This window comes from Rhizobium sp. SG570 (assembly GCF_012275345.1).
GTDB lineage: Bacteria > Pseudomonadota > Alphaproteobacteria > Rhizobiales > Rhizobiaceae > Rhizobium > Rhizobium lusitanum.
In genome coordinates, this window is record NZ_JAAZQI010000011.1 from 93351 (window position 1) to 107990 (window position 14640).

The 14640-nt window shown below is 60.6% G+C and carries 14 protein-coding genes; 11 read left to right on the forward strand and 3 right to left on the reverse strand.

Going from position 1 to position 14640, the window contains the following annotated elements; genetic code table 11:
- The first annotated feature begins 51 nt into the window (after positions 1-51).
- Positions 52-1785, forward strand: a complete 1734-nt coding sequence (locus FHT28_RS21740) for a type I secretion system permease/ATPase (RefSeq protein WP_168597327.1) — start codon at positions 52-54, stop codon at positions 1783-1785.
- Between the two features lie 2 nt (positions 1786-1787).
- The gene (locus FHT28_RS21745; RefSeq protein ID WP_168597328.1) at positions 1788-3098 is read left to right on the forward strand and encodes an HlyD family type I secretion periplasmic adaptor subunit; all 1311 of its coding nucleotides are present in this window, start codon (positions 1788-1790) and stop codon (positions 3096-3098) included.
- Between the two features lie 29 nt (positions 3099-3127).
- Here the strand turns inward: FHT28_RS21745 and FHT28_RS21750 are convergent, their stop codons facing one another.
- Positions 3128-4567 carry a family 16 glycosylhydrolase gene (locus tag FHT28_RS21750; RefSeq protein ID WP_168597329.1) on the reverse strand — a complete coding sequence of 480 codons (1440 nt, stop codon included), beginning with the start codon at positions 4565-4567 and terminating at the stop codon, positions 3128-3130.
- A 310-nt stretch (positions 4568-4877) separates the two neighbouring features.
- Between FHT28_RS21750 and msuE the strand changes: the two genes are divergently transcribed.
- The 4 genes from msuE to FHT28_RS21770 all read left to right on the forward strand — a co-directional run bounded on the left by msuE (position 4878) and on the right by FHT28_RS21770 (position 7101).
- Positions 4878-5438 (forward strand): FMN reductase, encoded by a 561-nt coding sequence (gene msuE, locus FHT28_RS21755; protein WP_168597330.1) that lies wholly within the window; start codon positions 4878-4880, stop codon positions 5436-5438.
- Between the two features lie 62 nt (positions 5439-5500).
- A complete protein-coding gene (locus tag FHT28_RS21760; RefSeq protein ID WP_245297462.1) occupies positions 5501-5677 on the forward strand; it encodes a hypothetical protein in 177 nt (58 codons plus the stop codon).
- 65 nt (positions 5678-5742) lie between these two features.
- Positions 5743-6327, forward strand: coding sequence for an alpha/beta hydrolase (locus FHT28_RS21765; protein ID WP_168597331.1), 585 nt, complete (start codon positions 5743-5745; stop codon positions 6325-6327).
- 114 nt (positions 6328-6441) lie between these two features.
- On the forward strand, positions 6442-7101 hold the full coding sequence (locus tag FHT28_RS21770) for a peroxiredoxin (RefSeq protein WP_037192372.1): 660 nt from the start codon (positions 6442-6444) through the stop codon (positions 7099-7101).
- 61 nt (positions 7102-7162) lie between these two features.
- On the opposite strand, the gene FHT28_RS21775 is transcribed toward FHT28_RS21770, so the two are convergent.
- Entirely contained in the window at positions 7163-8065 is a 903-nt protein-coding gene (locus FHT28_RS21775; protein WP_168597332.1) for a LysR family transcriptional regulator, read from the reverse strand.
- 93 nt (positions 8066-8158) lie between these two features.
- Between FHT28_RS21775 and FHT28_RS21780 the strand changes: the two genes are divergently transcribed.
- A complete protein-coding gene (locus FHT28_RS21780; protein WP_168597333.1) occupies positions 8159-9193 on the forward strand; it encodes an aldo/keto reductase in 1035 nt (344 codons plus the stop codon).
- Positions 9194-9278: 85 nt separating this feature from the next.
- Here FHT28_RS21780 and FHT28_RS21785 read toward each other — a convergent pair whose 3' ends face one another.
- Positions 9279-10310 (reverse strand): aldo/keto reductase, encoded by a 1032-nt coding sequence (locus FHT28_RS21785; RefSeq protein ID WP_047638574.1) that lies wholly within the window; start codon positions 10308-10310, stop codon positions 9279-9281.
- A 259-nt stretch (positions 10311-10569) separates the two neighbouring features.
- Between FHT28_RS21785 and recX the strand changes: the two genes are divergently transcribed.
- The 4 genes from recX to FHT28_RS21805 all read left to right on the forward strand — a co-directional run bounded on the left by recX (position 10570) and on the right by FHT28_RS21805 (position 14637).
- The gene (gene recX / locus FHT28_RS21790; protein ID WP_047638464.1) at positions 10570-11106 is read left to right on the forward strand and encodes a recombination regulator RecX; all 537 of its coding nucleotides are present in this window, start codon (positions 10570-10572) and stop codon (positions 11104-11106) included.
- 103 nt (positions 11107-11209) lie between these two features.
- A complete protein-coding gene (locus FHT28_RS21795) occupies positions 11210-11785 on the forward strand; it encodes a DUF922 domain-containing protein (protein ID WP_168597421.1) in 576 nt (191 codons plus the stop codon).
- A 112-nt stretch (positions 11786-11897) separates the two neighbouring features.
- Complete coding sequence (locus FHT28_RS21800; RefSeq protein ID WP_168597334.1) at positions 11898-12947, forward strand: LacI family DNA-binding transcriptional regulator; 1050 nt, start codon at positions 11898-11900, stop codon at positions 12945-12947.
- A gap of 82 nt (positions 12948-13029) precedes the next feature.
- Entirely contained in the window at positions 13030-14637 is a 1608-nt protein-coding gene (locus tag FHT28_RS21805; protein ID WP_168597335.1) for an ABC transporter substrate-binding protein, read from the forward strand.
- Positions 14638-14640 lie beyond the last annotated feature (3 nt).

The following is a 14640-nucleotide window of genomic DNA, read 5'->3' on the forward strand; positions in this document are numbered from 1 at the left end:
TCGCGCAAACCCCTGCCGCACGCGACGGCCGATATTGAGGATCAAAGCGAAGTGCCTGCCGTCCCGAAAGAACCGCCGCAAACATTCGTCTCGCTGATGTTGTCGTCTCTGCGTAAGGCCTTCTTCAGCATTGCGCTTGCGAGTGCTGGTATCAACGTGCTGGCGCTGACCGGCTCCTTCTTCATGCTGCAGGTCTACGACCGGGTTATTCCCAGCCGCAGCCTGCCGACGCTATCGGGACTCGTCATCATCGTCGCAACCCTGTTCCTCTTCCAGGGAGTGTTGGAGCTGCTGCGTTCGATGCTGCTTGCGCGCATCGGCACGTCGCTGGATGAGCGGTTGAACCGAAAGGTCTTCCGCTCGCTCCTGTTCCTGCCGACTCAAAGGCAGACATCGGATGACGGGTTGCAATCGGTTCGCGATCTCGAGCAGATCCGCTCGTTTCTGTCCGGCAGCGGCTCGACGGCGCTTTTCGACCTGCCTTGGATGCCTTTCTACCTGATCCTCTGCTTCCTGTTCCACGTCTGGATCGGCGTCACGGCCCTATGCGGCGCCATCCTGCTCGTCGGCATAACCTTGCTCGCGGAAATATTGTCGCGACGGCCGGCCTTGGAGGCCGCCAAGTCCTCCGCCCTGCGTCTCGGCTTCGCCCAGGCGGCACGGCGAAACTGGGAGGCCGCGATATCAATGGGTTTTGCCGGCCGGCTGACCGAGAAATGGGCTGTCATGAATGACGATTACCTGAAGCATCAGGCGGCTGCCGGCTCCATCGTCGGAGCGCTGACGATCGCGGCAAAGATGGCGCGCATGATGCTTCAATCCGCGGTGCTGGCGGTCGGTGCGATCCTTGTCATCCGTCAGGAGGCGACGGGCGGTATCATCATCGCGAGCTCGATCCTGGTGACGCGGGCGCTGGCACCCGTCGAGCTTGCGATCGGTCAATGGAAGGGCTTCGTTGCCGCGCGCCAGGGCTGGGCGCGGCTTGCGGCGCTCCTCGATGTCGCACCTGCCGAGCAGCATGCTCTCACCCTGCCGGCACCGGCGCGCGAACTCAGCGTCGAGAATATCAGCGTTGCCTCTCCGGGCGGCCGCGATCTCATCCTGCGCAACGTCTCGTTCAAAGTACCGGCGGGAACGGTGCTGGGCGTCATCGGTCCGAGTGCATCGGGCAAGTCTTCGCTGGCGCGCGCGATCACGGGTCTCTGGCCGGCTGCGATCGGCACCATCAGGCTCGACAAGGCAGCGCTATCGCAATGGGAGCCGAACGAACTTGGCCGGCATATCGGCTATCTGCCGCAGGATGTCGCTCTCTTCGACGGCTCGATTGCGGACAACATTTCCCGTTTCGATAAGAATATGGAGCCCGAGCCGGTCATCTCAGCTGCAAAGGCTGCCGGCGTCTACGACATGATCGTCAAGCTTCCCGATGGATTCGATACGGTGATCGGCGAGGGCGGCTCACGGCTTTCGGCCGGCCAGAGGCAGCGCATCGCATTGGCGCGCGCGCTTTACGGGGATCCATTCCTGGTGGTCCTGGACGAGCCGAATTCTAACCTGGATGCCGAAGGAGAGACGGGCCTGACCGCCGCGCTGACGGGCGTGCGGGAGCGGGGCGGCATCGCCATCGTCATCGCTCACAGGCCGAGTGCGCTTGCCGCCGCCGACAAGGTGATGATCGTTGCCGGCGGCCAGATGCAGGCATTCGGGCCGAAGAAGGAGATACTCGGCGCCCCGCCCAAGCAGGTCGAGACGGCAGCCCTTGCGATTGCTGGCGGAGAAGTATGAGGATGAACGACAGCGCATCACCTTCAACCGAACGCGCCATCCGCCGTCTGTCGCTGCTCGTGGTGGCCGCCATCCTGCTATTGTTCGGCGTCATGGGCGGCCTTGCGGCCGCAACGAAGATTTCCGGCGCGGTGATTGCTTCCGGCAGCCTGGTTGTAGACAGCTACGTGAAGCCGGTGAAGCATCTGAAGGGCGGTATCGCGAGCGCGATCTTCGTGAAGAACGGCGATCATGTCGGTGCAGGCCAGGTGCTCCTGCGGCTAGACGACACGCAAACCAGAGCCAATCTCGCCATCATCCGCAAGCGCCTCAGCGAACTGTCCGCGCGCACGGCGCGTCTGGTCGCCGAGCGCGACGGCAAGGATGAGATCGCCTTTCCGGCCGATCTGCTCACTGCTGCCGGCAACGAGGATGTCGGGGCCATTCTGGACGGTGAGCGGCGGCTTTTTCGAGACCGGGAGGCTTCACGCGAGGGCCAGAAATCGCAGCTGCGCGAACGAATTCAGCAGCTGAAGCAGGAGATCGAGGGGCTTACGGCGCAGGAGCAGGGCAAGCGGAGCGAGATTGCGCTGATCGGCAAGGAGCTTGGCAGCCTCGAGGGGCTGCTCAACCAGGGCATCATTTCGGCGACGAAGGTGTATTCGCTGCAGCGGGAAAGCGCCTCGCTGAACGGCGATCTCGGCAATCTCGTATCGTCGATTGCCCAGACCAGGGGCAAGATCGCGGAAACCGAACTGCAGATCCTTCAGATCGATGCCGATCAGAGCTCGCAGGTCTCCGATCAATTGCGACAGGCGGAGAGTGATGCCGGCCAGTTTTCGGAACGCCTGGTCGCCGCCGAGGACGATCTGAAGCGGATCGACATCAGGGCGCCGCAGGCGGGCATCGTCGATCAGCTGGGCATCCATGCCGAAGGCGCGGTCATCTCGCCGGCCGAAGCGATCCTGCAGATCGTCCCCGACAAGGATGCGCTCGTGGCCGAGCTGAAGCTCGCGCCGCAGGATATCGATCAGATCGCTGTCGGGCAGCCGGTCTCATTGCGATTTCCCGCCTTCAATCAGCGGATTACGCCGGAGCTGAACGGGCATGTGGAGACGGTCTCAGCGGATCTGGCGATCGATCAGCGTTCGGGCCAGAGCTATTATATCGTGCGGGCAAGGGCGCCGAAACAGGAATGGGACCGGCTGGGGAAACTGACGCCGCTGCCCGGCATGCCGGTGGAGGCTTTCATGCAGACAGGCCAAAGAAGCATTCTGGCCTATCTGACGAAGCCGATGACCGATCAGATCAGGCGGGCATTCAAGGAGGATTAGGGTGCCGCCGTGAGGCACCCTTGATCTTCTCAGATATGCCAATCCGACGTATGGGCTGTTTGGGCCGAGGCGGCGAGTTGCGCTGCATGGTCGTCCAGCGAATAGGCCTTGATGTAGTCGATCTTCATTTCGGATCCGTGCTGGAGCCCGTCCGACGGCGTGCCCGCCAGGCCTCCGACGGCGAGATCGACAAGCATATACATTGGACCATGCATATCGGCGGGCGTGGCGGCATGGGCGACGGCGACGTCATCGAAATACCAGGTGATCTGATCCTTGTCCCAGAGCACGCCGTAATTGTGGAAGCCGTCGGTGCTCGGCACTTCCACTGGAATGGACGTCATCGTGTGCTCGCCGGTGGCATTCGAATGAACCGTGACGTTGACCGTATTCGGGTTCTGGCCGCGCATTTCCGCCACGTCGAGTTCCGGCGGCCAGGAGCCATCCTCCGGCAGCAGCCAGAAGGCCGGCCAGACGCCCTGGTCATGCGGCATCTCGGCGCGCATTTCGAAATACCCGTAGGTCTGGGAGAAGGAGGAATGGGTGGTCAGTACGCCGGACGTGTAGTTATGGTTCTCGGTGATTGTCTTCAATGCGTCGGGCGTCGGTTTCGCGGTGATGGTGAGAACACCGTCGGATGAAATTGAAAACGGATTTGCCGATGCCGTCGGCGCATAGGACGGGTTGATGTACCATTGCAGCTCGTCGTTCAGGCTGCTGCCCTTGTCCGGTGCCCAGGAATATTTCGCATCCCAGGTGCCCTGTGTTCCCTCGTGCAGCGAGAGCGCGTTGAAATCGTCTGAAAAGGTTTGCGTCAGCAAGGATCTGTCCAATCCGAGCTGGAACTGATTTTCGTGCAGATCGGCAACCGTCTTGTTGGCGAAGACCAGGCTTTCGCCGTTACCGAGATCGAGATGCAGGTTGGCGCCATCCTGGCTGGTATGGCTGACGACCTGATCGAAGGAAGTCAGACCGTATTGGTTGAGGCGCACCTTGTCGTCAGTGCTGAAGTCGGTAATGAGATCGCTGCCGTTGCCCTTGGTGACGATGAAGGTATCGGCACCGCCGCCGCCTGTCAGCACGTCGTTGCCGGCGCCGCCGTCGATGGTCTGGCTGCCGCTGCCGCCTGTGATGATGTTGTCGGCGCTATTGCCATAGGCATGGCGGTTGTTGCCGGTCACCGTGAGATTTTCGAAATTGTCCGGCAGGGTGTAGTCCATCCAGGTGTTGATGGTATCGACACCGGCATTGGGCGCCTCGTAGGCGTGGTTGATGCTTGAATAGAGATAGTAGATATCGTCGCCGGTGCCACCCATCATCGTCACGTTGACGGTGTTGTCACCCCACATGGAATCATTTCCGGCGGTGCCGTGGAGCGTAGGGCCGGAGCCGGTGGCCGAAAAGAAACCCGTCGACGTATCGCTGTAGTAAAGCGGCTGTCCTAGGGCATTCAGAACCGAATTGGGCATCGCAAACCTCTTCCTTTGTGCCGGGCTGTCTCCTCCACAGACCTGATATTATATTCCTCCACGCTCATGTGCCTCAGATAGCGTGCTTTGTTTTTTCGCCCAGCCCCGCGAGACAAGTTTTTCGGCGATGTGAGTGAAATGGCTTGGCATCGCGCATTTTGTATCAACCGGGACGGGCAGCTCCTACAGGCAGGGAAGATATTTTCGGTTTTGCGACCAACGAGAGATCGTGGTTTCTTTTAATCTACCAATTTTGTGGACAATATTCGCATTATCGAAATGCGTGCCCGACGCTCGGAAAGGAATAAGAATGAGCGCCCCTAAACTCGTCGGCATCGCCGGCAGCTTCAATCGGCCATCAAAGACCTCCGCGCTGGTTCGGACCGTCGCTGGCCTGGCGAGCGACCGATATGGATTTGCCAGCAAGGTCTACGACCTGCACGATGTCGGTCCCTCGCTCGGCGCAGCGCAATGGCGCAAGGATCTTGACGATCAAGCCAAGAGCGTCATCGACGATATCGTCTCGTCGGATGCGCTGATCATCGGTTCGCCGACCTTCAAGGGATCCTATCCGGGGCTCTTCAAGCATCTCATCGACCTTATCGATCCTCATGAACTGCGCGCCAAGCCGATCATCATCACGGCGACGGGCGGAGGCGACCGGCATGCGCTGATGGTGGAGCACCAACTACGGCCGCTCTTCGGTTTCTTCATGGCCCACACGCTGCCGACTGCGGTCTATGCCTCGGATCGCGATTTCACCGATTACAAGGTTTCCTCGGAGCCGCTCGCCAACCGGATCAATGAAGTCGTCGGCGAGCTTGCCGCCTTCTTTCCGCATCCGGTGAGGATGCTGGTTGCCGCGGAATAGTGCCTGAAAGGCGGTTCGATCTGCAAGCGCTAAGCCTGGAATTCAACGAGATGGAGGGTTGCATGAGATCTAGTATCATCAGTCGCCTGAAGACGATTTTCGGCTTCTTTCCGTTGGATAGAAAGAGGGATGGGCTTGTGCCCGTACAAGGGGCGCCGATCGCAAGCGACGGCCGGGAGCCTTCCGCGCGCGAGTATGAGCTCTATTATTGGTGCTCCACGCCGGCGCCCTGGTATTGAAGGGGCACGCCCTTGGTTTCGTGTCGCGGATTGCGGTTCTCGCTGAAATCGGCTGCGAGGGTATCATGAGCAGAGTGCTGATCGTGCCCGGATTGTTCGGATCGGGCGAGGGGCATTGGCAACGCTATTGGCTGCAGGATCATCCCGATGTTCGGCTCGTGGAGCAAGACGATTGGGACTATCCCAATCTCGGCAATTGGATGGAAAGCCTCGAGGCGGCGCTGGAAGAGGCCGGCGAAGCCTATATCGTTGCCCATAGCCTGGGCTGCCTGCTGACCGCGAGATTGGCAGGTCGCCCGGCTGCGCGAAGGGTCAAAGGAGCACTTCTCGTCGCCCCTTGCGATATTCCCGCAACCGAGACGCTTCACGTCGGCCATCTTTCCTTCGGCACGATGCCGACGGAGGCGCTGCCTTTCCCTAGTATCACGATCGGCAGCCTCAACGACATCTATATGAGGCTCGACCGCCTGACCATGTTCGGCCGGCTCTGGAATTCCGATGTCCGCAACATCGGCCTTGCCGGGCACATCAATATCGCCAGCGGGTTTGGACGATGGCCAAGCGGCTACGGGTTTCTGGAAATGCTGAAGGCGCGCACGAGGCATCGCCGGCCGCAAGGACTTGCTCTTGCAATCACGGCGCTCCCTTGAAAGAGGGGCTTCCCATGAGAGCCATTCGACGCCATTGTGCGGTCGACTTTTTGACCGTTTCCTTTGCTCGCAATCCAAGGCATGCGACGAGGATCACATTTTGGAGGTAGGGTAATGAGCTTGCGTATCAACGATATTGCTCCCGATTTCACCGCAGAGACGACGCAAGGGGAAATTCACTTCCACGACTGGATCGGCAGCGGCTGGGCCGTTCTGTTCTCCCACCCGAAGAACTTCACGCCCGTCTGCACGACCGAACTCGGAGCGATGGCAGGCCTGGAGCGGGAATTCGCCAAGCGCGGCGTCAAGGTCATCGGCATTTCCGTCGATCCGGTCGAAAGTCATGAAAAGTGGAAGAGCGATATCAAGACGGCGACCGGCTTCGAGGTCGAATATCCGCTGATCGGCGACAAGGACCTCAAGGTCGCCAAGCTCTATGACATGTTGCCGGCCGGTGCCGGCGAAAGCTCCGAGGGGCGCACGCCCGCCGACAACGCCACTGTTCGCTCGGTCTTCGTCATCGGCCCGGACAAGAAGATCAAATTGATCCTTACCTACCCGATGACGACCGGGCGCAATTTCGGCGAAATTCTCCGCGCCATCGACTCCATCCAGCTGACGACCAAGCACCAGGTCGCGACGCCGGCAAACTGGCAGCAGGGCGAAGATGTCATCATCACCGCCGCCGTTTCCAACGAGGACGCCATCAGCCGGTTCGGCTCGTTCGATACGGTATTGCCCTATCTGCGCAAGACCCGGCAGCCGACTGCCTAAGTCGCCACGTTGGCGCGACTACCAATCGATGCGATGCGACCTCAGGGGCCGCATCGCCTTTTCATAGCCTGACATTCTCGCGCAGGAACTCCAGGAGCGCCCGCACCCGCGCCGGCAGGGGGCCACCCTGGCCGATATAGACGGCGTAGAATTCCTCGACATCGCCCGGGTTGAGCTCTTCCAACACCGGAAGCAGCCGGCCGGCATCAAGATCGGCCTTGACCGTGAAGGCGGCGAGGCGCGCAATCCCGGCGCCCGCAAGCGCAAGGTGGCGCATGGCTTCGCCGTCGCCAACCAGCAGGTTGCGCGTCGCCGGAAGTGTCATCATTTGGCTGCCGGACTGAAGGGGCCAGTCTTCGATCGCCCGCGAATAGGAAAAGCCGATGCGGCAGTGCCTTTCAAGCTCTGCGGGTGAGCGCGGCACACCATGCCGCCGTAGATAATCCGGCGATGCAACGATCATCTTACGCGTCGCGCCGAGCTTGCGGGCGGTGAGGCTGGAACTCTTCAGCGGGCCGGCGCGGATTGCGACATCTGCCCGCTCTTCCATCAGATCCACGATCCGATCGGTATGAAAGACCTCGAGCGAGACATCAGGATATAGCGCGATGAAGGCGGGAACGAGTGGAGCGAGCACATGATTGCCGAACGAGCCGCTGGTGTTGATGCGGATATGCCCCGCAACCTGCTCGCCTGCCGAAGCATGGCGTTCGGCCTCGCCAATATCGGCGAGGATCGTCACGCTGCGCTCATAGAAGCCGCAACCCTCGGGCGTCAGCAGCAGGCGCCGTGTCGAGCGATTGATGAGACGCGCGCCGAGACGCTTCTCTAGCCTCGCGACGAGTTTGCTCACGGCTGAAGGGGTCATGCCGCAGGCCTTAGCGGCGGCGGTGAAGCCGCCGAGTTCGACGGCGCGGACGAAGACCTCCATTTCACCGGAACGATTGATGTCCTGACGGCTCATGATGAATTGAAATCACAAATCAGTTTCTTTCCGGCAATCTATATCATCACTGTCGAAGCGTCTATCTATGAGGGGAACCAAAGGAGACAGACGATGGATTACAGAAATCTTGGTGCTTCCGGCTTGAGAGTGCCCGTGCTCAGTTTCGGAGCCGGCACATTTGCCGGCAGCGGGCCGCTCTTCAGCGCCTGGGGTTCGACGGACGCGACGGAGGCGCGGCGTCTCGTCGATATCTGCCTCGAGGCGGGCGTCAATCTCTTCGACACCGCCGATGTCTATTCGGCCGGCGCCTCCGAAGAGGTGCTCGGTCAGGCGATCCGGGGCCGGCGCGACGCCGTGTTGATTTCGACCAAGACTGCACTGCCGATGGGGGATGGACCGGGTGATTGGGGCGCTTCGCGTTCCCGGTTGATCAAATCGGTCGACGCTGCGTTGCATCGTCTCGGCACTGACTATATCGACCTGCTGCAGTTGCACGCCTTCGATGCCTCGACGCCCATCGAGGAGACGCTTTCCACCCTTGACGGTCTCGTGAAGGCGGGCAAGATCCGCTATATCGGCGCTTCGAATTTTGCCGGCTGGGAGCTGATGAAATCGCTTTCCGTCTCCGACAGGCATTCATATGCGCGCCATGTCGCCCATCAGGTCTACTATTCGCTTGCAGGTCGCGACTATGAATGGGAGCTGATGCCGCTTGCTGCGGATCAGAATGTCGGCGCGCTGGTCTGGAGCCCGCTCGCGTGGGGCAGGCTCACGGGCAAGATCCGCCGTGGTCAGCCGCTGCCGGAGAAAAGCCGCCTGCACGAAACGGCATCCTTCGGGCCGCCGGTCGATGACGAAAAGCTGTTCGATATCGTCGATGCTCTGGATGAGATCGCTGCCGAAACCGGCAAGAGCGTGCCGCAGATCGCAATCAACTGGTTGCTGAGCCGGCCGACCGTTGCGAGCGTCATCATCGGCGCGCGCAACGAAGAGCAGCTGCGACAAAATCTCGGTGCGGTGGGCTGGACGCTTTCCAAGCAGCAAATCGAAAAGCTGGACCGGGTCAGCGCCGTGGCCGCGCCCTATCCTTATTTCCCATATCGACGGCAGGAGGGCTTTGCCAGGCTCAATCCGCCGCTGGTCTGACTGGCAGCCCTTGTGCTTGCCCGAGACTGGGACAAGGAAAACGCTGGCGGCGAAGAACAATCTCTCTTCGCCGCCAAGCTATATTTTACCGGCCGCCTTCGATCTTGCGATGGCGCTGGTTCCTGCCGCTCTCGCCATAGGGATAGGCGGCGGGTTGCGGTGCGCTGATCTCGTTCAGCCTATCCATCTCCGCCTCCGACAGCTTCAGCTCGCCGGCGCCGAGATTGTCTGCAAGCTGCTCCCGCGTGCGGGCACCGAGGATGACGGAGGTCACCGCCGGCCGCGCCGCCGTCCAGGCCAGTGCGACCTGCGCCATGGTGACGCCGCGTGCCTTGGCGATCTCTTCCACGGCAGCGATGATTGCCCAGGTCCGCTCCTGCGCGTTGCGCGGTGCATAGGATTCGCTGCCGCGATTGGGGTTCTCGCCAAGCCGGGTAGCACCGGTCGGCGCCTCGTCGCGCCTGTATTTGCCGGTCAGCCAGCCCCCGCCCAGCGGTGACCAGGGCAGCATGCCCATGCCGGCATCCAGGCATGCGTCGACGATCTCAAGCTCGATATCGCGTACGAGCAGATTATATTGCGGCTGCAGCGTGACCGGCCGCGTGTATCCGTGCGCCTTGGCGATCTCGACGGCCTTGGCGATGTGCCAGCCGACATAGTTGGAGAAGCCGTAATAGCCAATCTTGCCGGCGCGCACCGCATCGTCGAGAAAGCGCAGCGTCTCCTCGATCGGGGTCAAGGCATCCCAGGCATGCATCTGATAGAGATCGATGTGGTCGATGCCGAGACGGCGCAGCGAGTCGTCCAGAGCCTGCCCGAGGTGCCGGCGCGAGAGGCCGATGTCGTTCGGGCCGTTGCCCATCGGAAAACGGCCCTTGGTGGCGACGACGGCCTGTCGTGCCTCGGTCGGACGCGCCTTGAGCCAGCGCCCGATGATCTCTTCCGACTTGCCGGCGCTATAGACGTCGGCGGTGTCGATGAAATTTCCGCCCCAGGCGAAGTAATCGTCCAGCAGTTTGTGCGATGCGGCTTCGTCCGCTTCCGCGCCGAAAGTCATGGTGCCAAGGCAGTAGGCGGTTACGACGGCCCCGCTTGGGCCGAGCTTGCGATAATCCATTCCTGTCTCCTCTGACGGAGCGACGGCACCCGATTCGCAAAAGCGAGCGGCAGAGCCGGGGGCTCCGATATCCATAGCGATGTCGTGGTTGAGACGGCCTCCACCGTCGATGACGTATGGCGCCCGACACTCCAGCGTCGAGGCCACAGCAATACAATAGCCAATCATCCCATGATAACCAAGCGCATTCATTGCCTGGACGACTTGGCTTGCGTAAAATTCTCCGTGATGATTCCTCTTTCGCCGAATGTCTTCCTTCATGGATGAAACGCCGACAAGCCGCATGCTCTCCTGGGCGCGCAACTCCACGATCTATCGCCTCGAACGCCGGATGATGACCGAGAAGCAGCTGTTCGATGCGATCGCCAGAAAGGCGAAACAGAAATTCGAGGATATCAGTGATGCGCAGATCAAAGCGCTTGCCGATTTTGCCGTCAAATTCGCCTATGAGCTGAAAGTACTCGATGATGTCGTTTACGCCGAAATCAGTACGCGCTCCGCAGCTCGCTCCGGCAAATCGAAGAAAGCCATCGCCTTCAAGCTCGCGTCCAAGGGGATACATAGTGAAACGGTCGTCGCCGCAGTGGAGGAGGTCGACGATCTCCACGCGGCCGTGATCTTTGCCAGAAAGCGCGGCTTCGGCCCCTTTCGGCGCGGTGATCTGGATGAGAAGCGCAAGTCAAAGGAATTGTCCGCCTTCGCCCGCAACGGCTTCAGCTTTGCGGTCGGCAAGAAGGTTTTCGATATGGAGCGTCAGGACGCCGAAGAGGTGCTGCAGTCGACCTCTGCATTCTGAGGCCTGACACTCATTGAAATAGCCGGGGTCACCGGCTAGCTTGCCGCGCTTGAGAGCAGCGTGCACGGGGAAGTTTGTGAGATCAGCTATTCGATTGTCCGCGATGGCGCTATGCATCGCTTTTCTGCCCATGCCTGCCTATGCCGATTGGCAGCCTGTCGAGATCATCAAGGCCTATGCAATTACTGGAACGTCCGGCGCCGAACTTTATGATTCGATCGGCGAGCGGGGTCCGTTGCTCGGCCCCAAGGTGCGGGCGATCGCCCATACCGATTTTAAGCTCACCTGGACCCGCAAATACGAGCCGCAGCCGGATGGCGCCTGCATGATCACCGTCAACATTCCCAAGGTGATCATCACCTACACATTGCCGAAACCCTCGGCACAATTGCCGGCCTCGACGCGCAGAAGCTGGCAGAAGTTCATTGCCGGCGTCGAGGCGCATGAGCGGGTGCATGGTGGGTTCATCAAGGATATGGTCAAGGAAATCGAGACCATGAGCGTCGGCTTCTCCGTGCCCGACGACCCGAAATGCAGCAGGATTCGCGTGGAGTTGACGAAGCGGCTTGGCGAGATTTCCAAGAAAGAGCGGCAGCGCAACGTCGACTTCGACAAGGTCGAATTCAGCGACGGCGGCAATCTCCAGCAGCTCGTTCTGAAACTGGTGAGGGAAGAATAGGCGGTGACAGAGATATCGAAGCTCGCAACGCTATTGTCGTCTCCGCCGCTTGCCCCGATATCGACCTTTCGCCATTGTCACGCCCGGGGCGGAAGAGGTTGTGCAAGGCGATATGAAAACACCCAGGAGAATCGGTATTCTTGAGGTTGCGCGGCTGGCCGGCGTTTCCGCTACGACGGTTTCCCGCGTCCTCAACGGTCATGCCGATAGCCGCATCAGCCTGGAGACACAGGAACGCGTCAGGGCGACGGCAAACAGTGTCGGTTATGTCGTCAACCGGCTGGCGACATCGCTCAGAACACACAGAACCGGTGTGTTCGGTGCCATCGTCAACAGTCTTTCGGGTCACTATCAGCCGCATCTGACAAGCCGCCTTCAGGCGGCGGCTCAGCGGCGAGGGGTGGAACTGCTGGTCGCGCAGGCGAAGGCGGAGGCTGGCGAGGTCGCCGGCCAGCTACGCCTGTTCCAGGAGGATTTCTTCGACGGCGTGATCATGGTCAGCGATCTCCCCGGTCAGCAGGCCCTTTGCGATCATCTGGATCGCATGGGCAAGGCGCATGTGACGCTCGGCGCGGGGTTGACCGGTCCGCTGCCTGCAGTCGTGACGGACGACCGTCATGGCATGACCCTGCTGTTCGACCATCTGACGGGATTGGGACACCGCCGCATCTCCTTCGTCTACCGCGTGAGCCGCAGCGCGCTTCGTGATCGCCTGTCGATCTTTCAGGACGTGGTTGGCGGCAGCGCGGGTGCCATCGTCGGCGATGTCATCTCCTTCGAGAGGAGTGATAGCGATCGTGACGCGTTCAAGAGCATCCTGGCTTCGCCCATGACGCATCCGACGGCCCTCATCTGTGGGAGCGATGGCCTTGCGATCGAGGTCGTCGCATTTCTGCGCGACATCGGGCTGCGGATTCCCGCCGATATATCCGTTGTAGGCTACGACAATGTGCCCGATACAGCCTATTGGGCGCCGCCGCTTACGACAGTGGCACAACCGACGGATTCGCTGTGCGAAGCCTCGCTTGACCTTCTGGTTGAGCTGTCGAATCTTCCACTGGAAGCACGCATTACAAAGCGCCCGATGCGCTTCGTGCCGCCTGAACTTGTCATACGTGCGTCATCGTGCTCCCCTAGTTTGCGGCCATTCTCCCTTGCGTAGTTGAAACGGCAGTTTTGAGCGCAAGTGGTCCTTTCTTATTTGCGCAAACGTTTGTGCAAGCCCTTAAAAGGAGAGCGTGCCGATGTCCGATACCCTGCTCACCGGCCTCAATATGGCCATTACCCGCCGCACGACGCTTTTCATGGGAGCGGCGGCAGGACTCTCCGTCTTCGTGCCGGCACTGTCTGCTTCCGCTGGGGATGGCGATGACAAAAGACCCGAGCTTCGCATCGCGGTTCAGCAGAATCCGGTATCGCAGGAGCCCGTCGATGCGGCCAGCAACGTCGCCTTCCGAAACAATTATTCCATTCACGAGACGGTTCTTGCGCTCGACATGCGCGGCGACTTCTCGGTGAAGCCCAATCTTGGGGTATCCTGGACCTGGGTCTCGCCGACCATTTTGGAAATGAAGCTGCGTCCGGGGGTGATCTTCCACGACGGCCGCGAGATGACGGCCGAGGATGTCGCCTTCTCTTTCGGCCCCGAGCGACTCCTGAACAAGGATGCGCCGGGCTACCCCGTCTATCGCACCAATTTCACCAGCCTCGATCATGTCGAGGTGGTCGATCCGCTGACGGTTCGCTTCATCACGAAATTCCAGGATCCGATCTTCCTGCAGCGCCTGGCATCCTATGCCGCCGTCGTCATCAGCAAGGACGCATGGCAGAAGAACGGCGGCAACTGGACCACATGGCGCCAGAAGCCGGTCGGCGCCGGCCCCTACAAGGTCGAGAGCTATGCGACCAATGAAAATGTGATCCTCGCGTCGCATGATCAGGCATATCGCGGCAAGCCGGCCGCCAAGCGCGTGACATTGCGCATCGTCCCGGAAGTCTCCTCGCGCATCGCCGGACTGCTCGCCGGCGACTACGACATCGCGACGGACCTGCCGCCGGATCAGCTTGCGGTCGTGACCGCCAGCGCCGGCCATGAGATCGTCGGCGGTCCGGTTCCCAATCACCGCATCCTGTTTTTCGACAAGAACAATCCGGCGCTCAAGGACCCGCGCGTACGCCAGGCACTCATTCTCGCTATCGACCGTCAGGCGATCGTCGATACGATCTGGAACGGCCGCACCAGGGTGCCGAACGGCCTGCAGTTCGAACTCTACGGTCCCGTCTATCTCAAGGACTATCCGGCTTACAAGTACGATCCGGATCAGGCGATGCAGCTCCTGAAGGATGCCGGCTATAACGGCGAAGAAATCGAGATTCGCTCGCAGAACAATTATTATACGGCGGAAAATCCCGTCACGCAGGCCGTCGTCGCCATGTGGCAGGCCGTCGGCGTCAACGCCAAGATGAAGTTCGTCGAAAGCGGCAAGCTGTTCGAAAACTCGTCGACCCGAGCCACTGGCAACTGGTCGAGCACCGGGCAGATCCCCGACCCCTATATTTCCTTCTTCACGCAATTCAGCTCGGCCGGCTCGTTGAACTCGTTCAAGATCTGGCAGAATGCGGATTTCGACGCCCTGGGCGCGAAGATGGAGCAGGCCGTCGATCCGGCCGAACGTGCCAAGATCTTCCGCGACATGCTGCATCTGATCGAGTGGCAGGATCCGGGTGTTACTGTCCTGCACCAGAATGCCGTCTTCTTCGGTATCCGCAAAGGCATCAAGTGGCAGCCGCTGCCGGCCTTCCAGATGGATCTCGGTGCCGGCAGCCTTGCCTTCGAAGAGCAGAAGAGCTGAGCA